Raw genomic sequence first — 13,224 nt, forward strand, 5'->3', positions numbered from 1 at the left:
ATACCCCGTTGCGAAACTCCGTTCGACCAATGCATGAGGAGGCAGCACATGGGACAGCAGAGCTGGAGCGCCGCGAAGCGGACGCTGGCCGTGGTGGGGGCCGCGGCCGTCGTGGGGGTCGCCGGCGGCGCGGCGACGGCGGAGGCGGCGGCGCCGCCCCCCGCCCCCGCGGCCCCGGCCAAGTATCAGGTCGACTTCTCGTCCAACTCCAAGACGCTCGGCGCCAGGGTCATCCACTGCGAGATCCGCTTCATCGGCGCCCACGGCGGCATCCCGCACAAGTCCGGCCACGTGCACGGCACCATCAACGTCCGCACGGGCGTGACCTGCAGCCAGCCGCTCCGGATGATCCGCGGGAAGGTCGGCCTGTTCAGCAACCGCGGATCCAAGATCAAGGCGTTCGGCAGCACCGGGAAGCGCACGGCCAAGGGCAACGCCGCGCTCGTCTGCAGGACCGGCAGGTACCACGGCGAGGCCGTCGCCACCCTCTACGCGCCCCCCGGGTACACCCCGCGGGTCGCCACCGTCGGGAAGAGGACCCCGACGGTCTCCATCCACTGCTGATCCGGGTCAGCGGTTGATCTCGTCGCTGTCCGCCCACACGGGGTCGGTCACCTCGACCGGAACGGCCTCCAGCCGCTCGTCCGCCACGATCTCGGCGACGAGGGCGGCGGTCCCGCCGAGGTAGGTGGAGTCCAGGTCCGTCTCGGTCGTGACGTACCACGCCCGGTCATCGGGCCAGAACAGGTTGGGCGACTGCGAGAACAGCGGCACCGCGAGTTCCCCGGCGGCGTCAAGGGGGCCCTTGAGCAGGAGGTATGTCCGTTCGGGCAACTCCACTCGGGGGCCCTCGCCGATCTCCGGCGGGAGCACCTCGGGCTCCCGGTCAGCACCCGCACCGGCGGTGAACGTGGCGGTCGCGCCCTCCGGAGCCGGTTCATAGCCGTCTGAGACGCAGAACCAGCAGCGATCGGCCGACCCCGTGTGTCCGGCCAGGACGTCGCACAAGGCCGCCAAGAGCTCCGGGGTGAGGGTCCCCGGGTCGGGCTCCTCCACCCAGGGCCGCGCGACGTCCACCCGGGGCACCGGCCCGGCCAGCGCCTGGAACTGCACCCGCGGATGCACCGCCCCGCCCGACCACGCGGCCACCCGCGCCCAGGTCACCGGGCTCCCGTCCGCCGCGTAGGCCGGATGCAGGATCCGCGCGTACGCCTCGAAGCCGTGCGGCACCAGACCGCCCACGCCCGATCCGAACGGCCCGACGCCCGCGACCACCCAGTCGGCCGGCCCGACATCGCCGCAGGCGGAAAGCCGTGAACGCCGAGTCATCACCCGAACCTCCGATCGAGGGATCCCCCGCCTCGCACAGTACGCCCACCACCACGACCGAAGCCCCGTAATACCGCCGCCCCACAGCGGCGTGGAGCGAGACCCCCGACGCGGTCACCGCCCGAGGCCCCGGAACCCTCCGCCTCAGCGGCGGGCCGCTCCGCGCCGCGGGTCGATGCCCAGGACCGCGCAGGCGCCGTCGACGGCCACCCGGCGCAGCTCGTCCTCCGGCACGTCGGCGAACTGGATCGTGCAGTCCTGGATGCCGCCGAAGGCGATCACGCCCCGGGCGGCCTGCTCCAGCGTGGGATCGGGGCCCTGCACCAGCCTGACCAGCCGCTCGCGCCAGCTCAGCGCGAGGTCGATCACTCCGAGGTCGGCGAGCGTGGTCAGCTCGCCGAGCATGAGCACGATCCCCTCGCGGTTGCGGTAGTGGAAGTCGAAGTAGCCCTCCAGCAGGGCGACGGGATCGACCTCGTCCAGCGCCTCCTGGCTCGCCAGGAACGCCTCCTCCTCGTCGATGATCGGCTGCACGATGCTGCGGACCAGCTCCTCCCGCGAGGCGAAGTGGTAGTACAGCGCCGGCTTGGTGATGCCCAGCCGGTCGGCGATCTCCTGCAGGCTGGTCCGCTGCACGCCCTGCCGGCCGAAGAGCTCGCGGGCCGCCTCCTGGATCCGCTGCTTGGTGTCGGAGGGGCGAGGCATGCCGCCAGCCTATCTGACTTAACGGTCGGTAAGTGACGCTGCTATGCTTACTTATCGTTAAGTAAGTAGAGAGGGTGCTCCATGCGGATTCTCATCTCCGGCGCCAGCGTCGCCGGTCCGGTGCTGGCGTACTGGCTCGCCAGGCACGGCTTCTCCGTCACCGTCGTCGAGCGCGCGCCGACCCTGCGCAAGACCGGTGGGCACGCCGTCGACCTGTTCCGCCCCGCGGTCGACATCTCGGAGAAGATGGGCGTGCTCCGGCGCTTGGAGGAGCGCGCCACCGGCACCAGCAGGCTGACCGTCCACCAGGAGGGCACCCGGCGGCCGATCCGGGCGGACCTCTCCAAGATCTTCGGCGCCGCCTCCGACCGGCACCTGGAGGTCATGCGGGACGAACTGAGCGAGATCTACCACGACGCCGCGCGCGACGACGTCGAGTACGTCTTCGGCGACTCGGTCACCGCGATCTCACCCGACGCCGAGGTGCGCTTCGAAAGAGCCGCGCCGCGCCGGTTCGACCTGGTCGTCGGGGCGGACGGGCTGCGCTCCAACGTGCGCCGCCTCGTCTTCGGCGACGACGCGGGCCTCAGCACCTTCGTCGGGGCCCATTTCGGGGTGCTGGCCCTGCCCAACACCCCGCGCCTCGACGGCGAACTCCTCATGCACATCGGCGTCGGCCGCACCGCGGGCATGTACGGGGCGCGGCACCTCGACGGCGCGCGGGCCCTGTTCATGTTCCGCGGCGACCGCGAGCTCGACCACCACCGCGACGTGCCCCGGCAGAAGGAGCTGCTGCGCGGCGCCTTCGGCGGCATGCACCCCGACGTGGACGGCTGGCTGGACGAGCTCGACCGCACCTCCGCGTTCTACTTCGACTCGATCACCCAGCTCCGCATGGAGAGCTGGTCGCGGGGGAGGGTGACCCTCGTCGGCGACGCGGGCTACTCCCCCGGCCCGGTCGTGGGCGGCGGCACCACCCTGGCCGTCGTGGGCGCGTACGTCCTGGCCGGCGAGCTCGCCCGGGCGGGCGGCGACCACGATCGCGCCTTCCCCGCCTACGAACGCGCGATGATCGACCACGTGCGCGACAGCCGGGCGGTCGCGCTGAGCACGGCGAAGACCCTGATCCCCACCTCCCGACTCGGCGTGCGGGCGTTGGCCCACGGCTCCCGCCTGATCTCCGCCCTGCCCGCCGCGCCCGCCCGCGCCCTCATCCGCCTCACCACCAAGAGCGCGCGCCTCTACGACGCCATGACCGTCGAGGACTACACCCCGTCGCCCGCCGCGCTGGGCCTGGGCTGACCCGCGCCCGACCACGTCGCTCCCGGCGGCGGTCCGGTCGCTAGGTCGCGAGGGCCTGCCGGCGGACGCGCAGGCCCACGACCCCGGTCACGGCCAGACCGGCCACGCCCAGCGCAGCGCCCGCCCAGGCGGGCGCTGCGTATCCGAGCCCCGCGTCGACGGTGAGGCCCGCGATCACGGAGCCGAGGGCGTTGGCCAGGTTGAAGGCGCCGATGTTGGCCGCCGAGGCCAGGGCGGGGGCCTGCGACGCGCTGTCCAGCACCCAGGTCTGCAACGGCGGGATCGTCGCGAAGGCGGCGATCCCGAACAGCACGATCGCGGCGACGAACGCCGCCCGGTCGCCCGCGGTGGCGGCGACCAGGGCCGACAGCACGGTGAGCGCGCCGATGGAGGCGTAGAGCGCGGGCAGCACGGCCCGGTCGGCCAGCCGGCCGCCGAGGAGGTTGCCCACGACCAGGCCGATCCCGAGCAGGCCCATGACCACGGGCACCGCGCCCGGGGAGAAGCCGCCCACGTCGGTCATCATCGGCGCGATGAAGGTGATCACGGTGAACACCGGCGCGAACCCGAACACGGTCATGGCCAGCGCCAGCCATACGCCGCCCTGCCGGAAGACGCCCAACTCCCGCCCGAGGTTGTGCCCCTGAGGGCGCGGGCCGGAGGGGACGAGCGCGGCGATCCCCGCCAGGGCGACGACGCCGACCGCGACGACGGCCCAGAAGGTGGCGCGCCAGCCGAACGCCTGCCCGATCGCGGTACCGGCGGGCACACCGAGGACGTTCGACAGGCTCAGCCCGGAGAACATCAGGGACAGCGCTCGGGCGCGCCTGTCCGGTTCCACCAGGTCGGCCGCGACGACGGCGCCGACGCCGAAGAAGGCGCCGTGGGCGAAGGCCGCGATGATCCGCCCGGCCATCAGCACGCCGTAGGCCGGGGCCAGCGCCGACAGCAGGTTGCCCGCCAGGAAGAGGACCATCAGGGCGAGCAGCATGGTCTTGCGGGGCAGGCGCGCCCCCGCCATCGTGAGCAGGGGCGCGCCGATGACCACGCCGACCGCGTATCCGGAGACCAGCAGCCCGGCGGCCGGGACGCTGACGTCGAAGTCGGCGGCCAACTCGGGGAGCAGGCCGTTGATGATGAACTCGGTGGTTCCGATGCCGAAGGCACTGACCGCGAGCGCGAGCAGGGCGAGAGGCATGGCTCGCTCCTTCGAAGGGGAGGACGGGTCGGCGGGGGTGACCGCCGTGGAGGCGGAGCGGGGTCCGCTCGAACGGGCCGACGGCCGCCGAGCGGAACCCGCCGCCCTCACGCCCGCGCCAGCGTGAAGCCGATGTCGCCGCCCAGCCCGACGCCGTAGGCGAGCTGGATCAGCACCTCCACGGCCGGCTCCAGGTAGCGGGCGTTCGCCAGCGGACCGGCGTCCACGGCGTCGAAACCGAGCTGCGCGCCGAGGTCCAGCACGGTCTTCTTGGCGGCCTCGTCGTCCGCGGCGACCGGCAGGAAGAGCGTGCCGCCGCCGAGTTCGGGGGTCTCCAGCGTGCCGGCGAACACGGTGTTGAACGCCTTGACCACCCGGGCGCCGGGCAGCGCGGCGGCGACCTGCTCCCCCGCGGAGGTGGTGTGCCCGACGGTCAGCGACATGAAGTCGGCCGCCAGCGGGTTGGTGGCGTCGATCACGATCTTGCCGTCCAGGGCCGCCTTGACCTTGCCGTCGAGCCGGGCGACCGCGGGGAAGGGCACCGCCAGGACGGCGACCTCCGCCTCGGTGACCTGCGCCGCGACCTGACCCGTGTCGGTGGACGAGCCGGCCGTGGTGACCGTGTGCCCCACCGCGGTCAGGCGGCGGGCCAGCGCGGAACCGACGTTGCCCTTGCCGATGATGCTGATCTTCATGAGCGGAACCTTCCGGTCGACTTGCGTCGAATTCGACGCACCTGACCGATCGTACGGATGCATCGAATTCGACGCAACCTCGGTAGACTCGACCCATGAGCGAACCGCGCTGGCTGAACGAGCGGGAGATGCGCGCCTGGAGCGGCTTCCTGGAGACCTCCGCCCTGGTCCACCGCCTGGTCGAACGGCAGGTCAGGGAGGACGGCGGGCTCACCCTGGTCCAGTACGAGATCCTGCACTGGACCAACGAGAGCGCCCCCGAGCAGCGGTGCATCACCGAGCTCGCCGAACTGATGATCACCTCGCGGAGCGGCCTGAGCTACCAGGTCGCCCAGTTGGAGAAGGCCGGCCTGATCCGCCGCGAGACCAGCGCCGACGACGAGCGCAGGGCCATGGTCGTCATCACCGAGGAGGGTCGGCGGCTCCTGGAGCGCACCGCGCCCGGGCATCTGGAGATGGTCCGCGGCGGCCTGATCGACCTGCTGACCGACGAGCAGATCACCCAGCTCGCCGACATGATGGACACCGCCCGCACCCATCTGCGCGCGGTGGTCCCGCTTCAGCCTCCGCGCAGGCGCGGCTCGTCGGCCCGGTGACCCTGGTGACCGCCGTCCACCGTCCGGCTCAGCCGGTGCCGTCCGCCCGCAGCCTGGCGCGGTAGGCCCGCTTCTTCGCGAGCGCCCCGCAGGTCTTCATCGAGCACCAGCGACGGGCACCCGCACGGGAGGTGTCGACGAACGGCACACCGCAATCCGGATTCCCGCATATCCGGACACGTGTGCGGTACTCCGAACCGCACAGCGCGATCAGATCCCGCGCCACGGTCGAGAGCACCGCTCCCACCCCGTCGCCGCTCCAGCGGACCGAGGCCGCGTCGGCTGAGAGCTCCGGCACCGACGACGGCTCGGCGGCCGCGCGGTTGATGGCGGCGACGTCCCCGGAACCGGGCGCGACCCCGGCCGCCATGGCCTCGCCCACCCGCTGGATCGCCTCCCGCAGTTCCTTCGCCCGGACCAGGTCGGCCTCGGTACAGGCGGGCGGCGCGCCGGTGCAGCCGCTCTCCACGCACCACCGGCCCAGATCGTCCGGCCGCGCCAACCGCTCGAAAGGCGCCGCCTTGCCGCGATCGGCGAGGGTGCCCGCGAAGCCGAAGCACAACCGCGCGTCGTCGAACCGGAAGTCGGCCTTGGTCCGCCGCCGCCCGCCTTCATCGCCCATGTCCACCACCTTATGCGGTTGACATCGCCAAAACGAGGGACATAGCGTCCGGTCCACCGCTCCAACAGGTGGACACTATCGGCAGGAGGTCGCGTTCATGCGCGCCGCAGTCATCGAAGAGCTCAACAAGCCGCTCGTCGTCCGCGAGGTACCGGATCCCGACTGCCCCCCGGACGGCGCGATCGTGCGCGTCGCCGCGAACGGGATCTGCCGGACCGACTGGGCCCTGTGGGCTGGCGATTTCTGGACGGGAGGACCGCAGGTCCAAGCCCCGTTCGTCCTCGGCCACGAGTTCGCGGGCACGATCGAGGAGGTCGGGAGCGAGGTGAGGGGCTGGACGAGCGGCGACCGCGTCCTCTTCCCGATGAACCCGGGCGAGGGCTCGTGCGAGATGTGCCGGAGCGGCAACCAGCACGTGTGCGACCACGTCGCGTCGCTCGTGCCCGGGGTGTCCTACTGGGGCGCCTTCGCGGAACTGGTCATGGTGCGCTTCGCCGACGTCAACCTCGTCGCGGTGCCGGAGTCCGTCGGCTTCGTCGATGTCGCCAGCCTGGCCTGTCGCTACATGACCGCCTTCCACGGCATCGTCGACCAGGCGCGGGTCCGCGGCGGCGAGTGGGTCGCGGTGTACGGCGCCGGAGGCGGCATGGGGCTGTCGGCGGTGGAGATCGCCGGCGCGACGGGCGCCAACGTGATCGCGGTGGACATCTCGGACGAGAAGCTGGACGCGGCGCGCGCCCTGGGCGCGACGCACACCGTCAACGCGGCGCAGGACGAGCCCGCCGACGCGGTGAGGACGCTGACCGGCGGCGGCGCGCACGTGTCGATCGACGCCGTCGGCATCGCCGCCGCCTGCCGCAACTCCGTCATGTCCCTGCGCACGCGCGGCCGCCATCTCCAGCTCGGGCACACCACACGCGCGGAGAAGGGCGAGGTCGCGCTGCCGATCGACATCATGATGGTCAAGGAGCTGGAGGTGCTGGGCGCCTTCGGCATGCAGGGCCAGCGCTTCGGCACGATGCTGAACATGATCGAGGCCGGTCGCCTGAACCCCGGGCGGATCGTGTCCCGCACGGTGGGCCTCGATCAGGTGAGCGAGGTGCTGGAGTCCATGGAGTCCTACGGCCCGAGCGGGGTCGTCGTCATCGACCGGTTCTGACGCGGGAGCATTTCAGCAACCGTCGATCGGTGAACCGTGACGGCCCAGGCGGGCGCCCGTGAAGTCGGCCGGGCCGTGGAACGTCGCGCGGCCGTCGGCCGAGCCGGGCAGGCAGAAGTCGGCGCGCTCGAAGACGGCATCCGAGAAGTCGGCCCTGCCGTGGAACTGGGCGCCGCAGAAGTCGCCGTAGGCGACCGACACACCGCTGAGGTCCAGGTCGACGAGCGTCGCGCCGGACAGGTGCAGGGACAGGTCAGGCCAGCCGCCGGGGCGGGCGCGGGCGGCGAGCGCCTCCTGCGCGGCCCGGCGCGCCCGCAGCTCGGCGGCCCGCGGCGGCGTCAGGGGCCCGGTGACGGCGAAGGGCAGCGGCACGCGCAGGTACTCGCACAGCGCGCGGGCCACCGCCGCACGGGCCCCGGGCTCGGCATCGCCGAGCGAGGCGAGCCGTTCGACACCCGCCAGGCGCGCGGCGGGGTCGGCCAGGTCGCGCCGGCCGGCGGCCAATTCGCCGTCATGGAGGTGCCAACCGAAGGGCCACTCGTGCTCGGCGTCCTCGTCGGCGCGGGCACCGGTCAGGTCAACGGTGGGGGCCGGCAGGTGGACGGGACCGCCGAAGACCGCGCCGGTGAAGTCCGCGGAGTCGCCGAAGCGAGCCTTGCCGAACCAGGCGTCCGCGCCGAACCCGGCGCCCCGGAAGGTGACCGGACCGGCGAAGCGGGCGCCGTCGCCGCCCTCGATCCACTCCTGGTAGTCGAAGTCCAGCACGGCCAGCGGCCAGTGCGGATCGTCCTCGTTGGGCTCCTGCCAGGCGGGCGTGACCGCGTCCTCGATCTCGTCCCAGGCGGGATCCTCCTCCGACAGCCCGTCCTCGCCGCGCCCGAACCACGCCAGATCACCGAACCGCGCCCCCGCGAACCCGGCCGCGCCCCGGAACCGGGCCCGCCCGAACACCGCCGCCTCCGCGAAGGCGGCGCCGCCGAACTCCGCGTCGCCCTCGCACAGGACGCGCTGGAACACCGCCTGCCCGCCGAACCGCGCCGCCGCGAAGTCCACATCCCCCACGAACCGCACGTCGGAGAAGTCCACCGCACCGAACGCGCAGCCCGCGAACCGCCCGTCCACCACAACCGCACCGCGCAGAACGACGTCCAGGCCGTCCCCCGCACGCAGCATCGCCGCCAGCACCCGCCCGCACGCGCGCAGCACACCGGGGTCCTCGCCCCCGGCCCGCCGCCACCACCCGCACAGGGAGTCGACCGCGTCCTGCCCGCCGCCCACCGTCTCCGGCGGGACGTCCCAACCGTCGCGCGCCGCCCAGCCGTCCCAGTCGAACCCGTTCATCCCGCCTGCACAGTCCGTAACGACAATGACCCCGAAGCTTGCCAGCCCCGGAGGTCACCGACCAGCCGCATCAAGCTTCACGCGACCGCGTCGGGTGCGCAGGAGCCTTTCGGCGACGAGGAAACCCGAGCCGCCGCCGAGACCGGGGCCGGGGTGCGTGGAGGCGCCGATGTGCCACAGGCCCGGTACGCCGGTCGCGTGGCCGGTGCCCGACGACAGGGGCCGCCAGAGGACGTACTGGTCGATCCGGCAATCGCCGCCGTAGGGGTCGCCGCCGACCAGGTTGACGTTCATCTCCTCCAGTTCGGCGGGCCCCAGCACCAGACGGTCGGCGAGGGCGGAGTCCAGGTTGGTGATGTGGGGACGCAGGAGGCCGAGGATTCTGTCGGCGTAGGCGTCGCGGAGCCGCGGGGTCCAGGTGCCGTCGCCGGGGTCGATGATCCCGGCCGCGTCGCCGCGGACCCGCCGGGGCAGTTCCTGGAGTTGGAGCCACAGCAGGCCCTTGCCCTCGGGGACGCGTCCGGGGTCGACGGTGGCGGGCTGGCCGACGGCGATCGTCGGCCGTTCGGGCAGCAGGCCGCGCCAGGCGGCGTTCACCGATGCCGACAGGGAGTCCAGGTCGTCCAGGACGTGCACGAGGGCGACGTCCTCCAGAGCCGGGTCCTTCCATCGGGGCGGCTCGTCGAGGGCCAGATGGATCTGCATGGCGGCACGGCCGTGCCGGAAGGCCCGGGCCGCCTGGACACGATCCGCAGGAGCGCGACCGTCCAGGAGGTCTTCGTAGAGGGCACGCGGGGTGACGGAGGCGAGGACGGCGCGGCGGGCGCGCAGTGCGCGTCCGTCCGCGAGCCGCACACCGGCGGCGCGGCCTTGCTCCACGAGAATCCGGGTGACATCGGCACCGGTGAGGAGCTCACCGCCGGCGTCGGTGACGATTCCGGCCAGCGCCTCGACGAGGCGGACGCCGCCGCCCTCGGGGACGGGCATGCCGCCGGTGGTGACGGCCGCGGCGATGACCTTGATGATGAAGGCCGAGGCGGCGTCGTCGGGGCCGAGGCCGCCGTGCAGGGCCCAGGGGGCCAGCATCGCGCGGGTGACGGGCGAGGAGAACGTCCGCTCCAGCCACGGCCGCGCCGGTTCCAGGACCTCCGCGCCGGACGCGACCAGGCCCCGCCGGCCCAGCCGCCGCAGCGCCCGCCAGCCGAGCCGGAGCGCCCCCGGACGCCAGAAATCGGTGCCGAGCAGGCCGAACGCCAGGTCGATCTTGCCGCCGAACTCGGTCATCATCGCCGACCAGTTCTCCGCGTCACCGACGGAGGCCAGGGCGGCGGCGAGCGCGTCGGGGTCGGTCGCGAGGACGGCCGCCCCATCGCGGCATGCGACGCCGGTGGGCCGGGAGGTGTTGCGGTAGACGACGCCGCGGCGGGCCAGTTCGCCGGCGAGGGCGGCGTAGGCGGGACCTCCGACGAACAGGGGATGCCAGCTGGACAGCAGTTCCACGGTGTAGCCCGGGAAGACCTCCCGGCTGGTGTGGACGGCGCCGCCGGGCCGGTCTTCGCGCTCGCACACCGCGACCCGCCACCCGCCGCCCGCGAGCCGCGCGGCGGCGACGAGGGCGTTGATACCGCTACCGATGACGACGGCGTCGAAGACTTCCGCGGACGGGACGCCGCCGCTCGGCGCCATGGGTGTCTCTTCCATAGACGACAGGTACCCAGAACACCGAGCGCCCCCACGGCCCCCCGGCGACGCCCGGGGCGGGAGGGCGCCGAGCCGCCCTCCCACCCAGGACTCGACCTGCGGCACGGAGGCTCGCTCTGCACGCCGGCGGCCTGGACGGCGAAGCCCGCGAGATCCGCGCGTCAGCGCCCGATCCGCCCCGACTTCTTCTTCACCACGCCGCGCGCGATGGCGAGCATCGCCTTGGTCGACCGCGATGCCGCCGCGGAGATCTACGCGACACTGCTTCCGCATCGCGACGGCCCCCCGGCCGGCGCCGCGAGCCTGGCGTTGGCACTGCGCCCGGTCGCCCACACCCTCGGTGAACTGGCCGTCTTCCTCGGTCGCGCCGACGAGGCCGCCGCCCACCTCACCCAAGCCGCCACCATCGCCGACCGCTGGAACGCACCCCACTGGGCCGCCGAGGCACGGTCCCGAGCGACCACCTGAACCGTGGACGGGGGTTCGGCGAACCGGACCACCGCAGCCGCCGACCGCTCTGGGCGGCAAGGAATGCCAACCCTGTTAACGGTGAGGCAACGATGCCGCGGCTGGAATGGGGCCGCCCCAGGCGCTGCGAGTTTTGAGGAGCCTGCCATGTCCCTGCCCCACACGCCGTCCCACGACCTTGACCGCCGCGCGGTCCTGCGCCGCGCCGGTCTCACCGCGGCCGCCGCCGCGTCCGTTCCCTTCCTGGACATTCCGTCGACCCGAGCGGCGGCGACCTCCGCCAAGGACCCGGACCGGCTCTTCAAGCACGGCCGGTTCGCCGAGGCCGAGCGCGCCTACCGGCTGCTGCTGCGCGGCGATCCGCGCAACGCCCACGCGAACGCGCAGCTCGGCTACATCGCGCTGCTGTCCAACCGCTTCCGGATGGCCGAATGCCACCTGTCCAGCGCCATCGACCTGAACCCGGCCGACACCGGCTCCCTGCGCAGGCTCGCCGACTGCTTCGTCCGCCAGGACCGGCACGCCCGTGCGATCCCGCTGCTCAACGAGATCGGCACGCCGTCGACCAAGGCGTCCGCGACGCAGTACGGCCACCTCGGCGCCTCGCCCTACCGGATCTCCGGACCGGCCGGCACGCGCGTGCCGTTCCGGTTCCTCGACCCCGTGCCCGTGGTGGAGGCGTCGGTGAACGGTTCCCGGCCCCTGACGTTCATGGTCGACACCTACGCGACGCTCGACCTCGCACCGGAGACCGCGAAGGACCTGGGGCTGCGGGCGGTGGCCACCACCTCAGGCGTGGCGGGTAACAAGCCGGTGACCATCTACCTCGGCGTGCTGGACTCCTTCCGGATCGGCGACATCGAGGTCCGGAACCTGCCGGTCCAGTGGTCGCAGGGCGGCCAGAGGCCGACGCTGCCGGACGGTTCCACCGCGGCCGGCGCATTCGGCACGACCGTCCTCTACCACTTCCTGGCCACGATGGATTACGCGCGCCGTGCCCTCGTCCTGCGACGGCCCCGCCCCGCCCGCAGGTCGGACGGCCTGCCGCTGTGGCTCGCCGGGGACCACTTTCCCTGCTCGCTGGGCAGCCTGCGCGACGACGGCCCCCGGGTGGTGACCGTGGACACCGGCGGCATCGGCCACGGCCTGGACACGACGGTGGAGATCGCCGAATCCCTCGGCATCCCCGTCGACCGCGCGCACCCGGTCGGGTCGGTCAACGGGATCGACATCTACCCGATCCGGCCTGACCGCATCAGCCTCGGCCGCGCGGTCGGGCGCGACATCCTCGGCTTCGCCGCCGAGAAGGTGTTCCCCGGCCTGCCCGGCCCGGGCCTTTCCGCCGCGTTCGGCTTCGACGCGATCGCCAATTTCACGCACGACTTCTACAAGCCGTACGCGGTCACCTTCGACTACACGGCCATGCGCCTACGCATAGCTTCCCACCGCAGACGCGCCTAGGCCGAAAGGGCGTTGCCAGATGTTCCGGGGCGTGGCGGCGTCCGCTTCAGTGCTCATCCGCTCCTGGAGGACGAGGGGGACAGCGCGGTGTAGGTGAGTCGGTCCGTACCTTGCCCCCGCCGGACCTGGGGCCCGTGCCACGTCCACGGAGCTTTGTGCTCGTGAGCCCGGTGGTCATCCGGTCCAAGGAAACGGTCGTCAAGTGGTCTACTTCTCCGCGTCGCCGGGACCCTAGTTTCGGCGCCATGTCCAAACTCACGACTTTGATGTGCGAGCTTCCGCCCTTCATCCCGGCGGGCGCCGAGGCGATGACCGTGACGATCGAACTGCCGCCGGGCGATTCGGGGACGCCGCCGCACCGGCACTCGGGGCCGGTCTTCGGGTACATGCTCGAAGGGGAGATGGTCTTCGAGTTGGAGGGCGAACCCGAGCGCGTGATCCGCGCCGGTGAGGCGTTCTGGGAGCCGGGCGGCGACGTCATCCACTACCAGGCGGCCAACAATCTCAACGACGCGTGGACGCGTTTCGTCGTCGTCATGCTCGGCGTTCCCGGCGAGCCGATGCTCACCATCGTCGACCAGGACGAACTCGAAGCGCGCCGCGACCGCCGTGCGCCGCGTCCCGCCGCCGGCCCGAGGGCCTGAGGA

General features: G+C 72.8%; 14 protein-coding genes. 7 read left to right on the top strand and 7 right to left on the bottom strand.

What is annotated here, in order from left to right:
• Window positions 1-48: 48 nt before the first annotated feature.
• Entirely contained in the window at window positions 49-564 is a 516-nt protein-coding gene (locus tag GNZ18_RS32060; RefSeq protein WP_156220371.1) for a hypothetical protein, read from the top strand.
• A 6-nt stretch (window positions 565-570) separates the two neighbouring features.
• On the opposite strand, the gene GNZ18_RS32065 is transcribed toward GNZ18_RS32060, so the two are convergent.
• Both GNZ18_RS32065 and GNZ18_RS32070 read right to left on the bottom strand, forming a co-directional pair.
• The gene (locus GNZ18_RS32065; protein ID WP_156220372.1) at window positions 571-1,329 is read right to left on the bottom strand and encodes a hypothetical protein; all 759 of its coding nucleotides are present in this window, start codon (window positions 1,327-1,329) and stop codon (window positions 571-573) included.
• Between the two features lie 144 nt (window positions 1,330-1,473).
• The gene (locus GNZ18_RS32070; protein WP_156220373.1) at window positions 1,474-2,034 is read right to left on the bottom strand and encodes a TetR/AcrR family transcriptional regulator; all 561 of its coding nucleotides are present in this window, start codon (window positions 2,032-2,034) and stop codon (window positions 1,474-1,476) included.
• Between the two features lie 81 nt (window positions 2,035-2,115).
• On the opposite strand from GNZ18_RS32070, the gene GNZ18_RS32075 reads away from it, so the two are divergent.
• Window positions 2,116-3,336 (top strand): FAD-dependent monooxygenase, encoded by a 1,221-nt coding sequence (locus GNZ18_RS32075; protein WP_156220374.1) that lies wholly within the window; start codon window positions 2,116-2,118, stop codon window positions 3,334-3,336.
• 40 nt (window positions 3,337-3,376) lie between these two features.
• Here the strand turns inward: GNZ18_RS32075 and GNZ18_RS32080 are convergent, their stop codons facing one another.
• Both GNZ18_RS32080 and GNZ18_RS32085 read right to left on the bottom strand, forming a co-directional pair.
• On the bottom strand, window positions 3,377-4,534 hold the full coding sequence (locus GNZ18_RS32080) for an MFS transporter (RefSeq protein WP_156220375.1): 1,158 nt from the start codon (window positions 4,532-4,534) through the stop codon (window positions 3,377-3,379).
• 107 nt (window positions 4,535-4,641) lie between these two features.
• Window positions 4,642-5,229, bottom strand: coding sequence for an NADPH-dependent F420 reductase (locus tag GNZ18_RS32085; RefSeq protein ID WP_156220376.1), 588 nt, complete (start codon window positions 5,227-5,229; stop codon window positions 4,642-4,644).
• A 95-nt stretch (window positions 5,230-5,324) separates the two neighbouring features.
• Between GNZ18_RS32085 and GNZ18_RS32090 the strand changes: the two genes are divergently transcribed.
• On the top strand, window positions 5,325-5,825 hold the full coding sequence (locus GNZ18_RS32090) for a MarR family winged helix-turn-helix transcriptional regulator (protein WP_156220377.1): 501 nt from the start codon (window positions 5,325-5,327) through the stop codon (window positions 5,823-5,825).
• A 28-nt stretch (window positions 5,826-5,853) separates the two neighbouring features.
• On the opposite strand, the gene GNZ18_RS32095 is transcribed toward GNZ18_RS32090, so the two are convergent.
• Window positions 5,854-6,447 carry a CGNR zinc finger domain-containing protein gene (locus tag GNZ18_RS32095; RefSeq protein ID WP_156220378.1) on the bottom strand — a complete coding sequence of 198 codons (594 nt, stop codon included), beginning with the start codon at window positions 6,445-6,447 and terminating at the stop codon, window positions 5,854-5,856.
• Between the two features lie 97 nt (window positions 6,448-6,544).
• On the opposite strand from GNZ18_RS32095, the gene GNZ18_RS32100 reads away from it, so the two are divergent.
• Window positions 6,545-7,606 (top strand): alcohol dehydrogenase catalytic domain-containing protein, encoded by a 1,062-nt coding sequence (locus GNZ18_RS32100; RefSeq protein ID WP_156220379.1) that lies wholly within the window; start codon window positions 6,545-6,547, stop codon window positions 7,604-7,606.
• A gap of 12 nt (window positions 7,607-7,618) precedes the next feature.
• Here the strand turns inward: GNZ18_RS32100 and GNZ18_RS41530 are convergent, their stop codons facing one another.
• Both GNZ18_RS41530 and GNZ18_RS32110 read right to left on the bottom strand, forming a co-directional pair.
• Complete coding sequence (locus GNZ18_RS41530; protein WP_216651506.1) at window positions 7,619-8,947, bottom strand: pentapeptide repeat-containing protein; 1,329 nt, start codon at window positions 8,945-8,947, stop codon at window positions 7,619-7,621.
• A 54-nt stretch (window positions 8,948-9,001) separates the two neighbouring features.
• Complete coding sequence (locus GNZ18_RS32110) at window positions 9,002-10,648, bottom strand: phytoene desaturase family protein (RefSeq protein WP_216651507.1); 1,647 nt, start codon at window positions 10,646-10,648, stop codon at window positions 9,002-9,004.
• A gap of 207 nt (window positions 10,649-10,855) precedes the next feature.
• Here GNZ18_RS32110 and GNZ18_RS32115 point away from each other — a divergent pair, with 207 nt between their 5' ends.
• From GNZ18_RS32115 to GNZ18_RS32125, 3 genes are all read left to right on the top strand, one after another.
• On the top strand, window positions 10,856-11,116 hold the full coding sequence (locus tag GNZ18_RS32115; protein ID WP_216651508.1) for a hypothetical protein: 261 nt from the start codon (window positions 10,856-10,858) through the stop codon (window positions 11,114-11,116).
• Between the two features lie 147 nt (window positions 11,117-11,263).
• A complete protein-coding gene (locus GNZ18_RS32120; RefSeq protein WP_156220380.1) occupies window positions 11,264-12,577 on the top strand; it encodes an aspartyl protease family protein in 1,314 nt (437 codons plus the stop codon).
• A gap of 245 nt (window positions 12,578-12,822) precedes the next feature.
• Entirely contained in the window at window positions 12,823-13,221 is a 399-nt protein-coding gene (locus GNZ18_RS32125; protein ID WP_156220381.1) for a cupin domain-containing protein, read from the top strand.
• Window positions 13,222-13,224 lie beyond the last annotated feature (3 nt).

It is taken from the genome of Actinomadura litoris (genome assembly GCF_009733595.1).
GTDB lineage: Bacteria > Actinomycetota > Actinomycetes > Streptosporangiales > Streptosporangiaceae > Spirillospora > Spirillospora litoris.

Coding starts and splice junctions, on each gene's coding strand:
- GNZ18_RS32110 (WP_216651507.1), bottom strand. CDS start 10,648: ATGGAAGAGACACCCATGGCGCCGAGCGGCGGCGTCCCGTCCGCGGAA.
- GNZ18_RS32120 (WP_156220380.1), top strand. CDS start 11,264: ATGTCCCTGCCCCACACGCCGTCCCACGACCTTGACCGCCGCGCGGTC.
- GNZ18_RS32085 (WP_156220376.1), bottom strand. CDS start 5,229: ATGAAGATCAGCATCATCGGCAAGGGCAACGTCGGTTCCGCGCTGGCC.
- GNZ18_RS32065 (WP_156220372.1), bottom strand. CDS start 1,329: ATGACTCGGCGTTCACGGCTTTCCGCCTGCGGCGATGTCGGGCCGGCC.
- GNZ18_RS32125 (WP_156220381.1), top strand. CDS start 12,823: ATGTCCAAACTCACGACTTTGATGTGCGAGCTTCCGCCCTTCATCCCG.
- GNZ18_RS32070 (WP_156220373.1), bottom strand. CDS start 2,034: ATGCCTCGCCCCTCCGACACCAAGCAGCGGATCCAGGAGGCGGCCCGC.
- GNZ18_RS32095 (WP_156220378.1), bottom strand. CDS start 6,447: ATGGGCGATGAAGGCGGGCGGCGGCGGACCAAGGCCGACTTCCGGTTC.
- GNZ18_RS32075 (WP_156220374.1), top strand. CDS start 2,116: ATGCGGATTCTCATCTCCGGCGCCAGCGTCGCCGGTCCGGTGCTGGCG.
- GNZ18_RS32090 (WP_156220377.1), top strand. CDS start 5,325: ATGAGCGAACCGCGCTGGCTGAACGAGCGGGAGATGCGCGCCTGGAGC.
- GNZ18_RS41530 (WP_216651506.1), bottom strand. CDS start 8,947: ATGAACGGGTTCGACTGGGACGGCTGGGCGGCGCGCGACGGTTGGGAC.
- GNZ18_RS32100 (WP_156220379.1), top strand. CDS start 6,545: ATGCGCGCCGCAGTCATCGAAGAGCTCAACAAGCCGCTCGTCGTCCGC.
- GNZ18_RS32060 (WP_156220371.1), top strand. CDS start 49: ATGGGACAGCAGAGCTGGAGCGCCGCGAAGCGGACGCTGGCCGTGGTG.
- GNZ18_RS32115 (WP_216651508.1), top strand. CDS start 10,856: ATGGCGAGCATCGCCTTGGTCGACCGCGATGCCGCCGCGGAGATCTAC.
- GNZ18_RS32080 (WP_156220375.1), bottom strand. CDS start 4,534: ATGCCTCTCGCCCTGCTCGCGCTCGCGGTCAGTGCCTTCGGCATCGGA.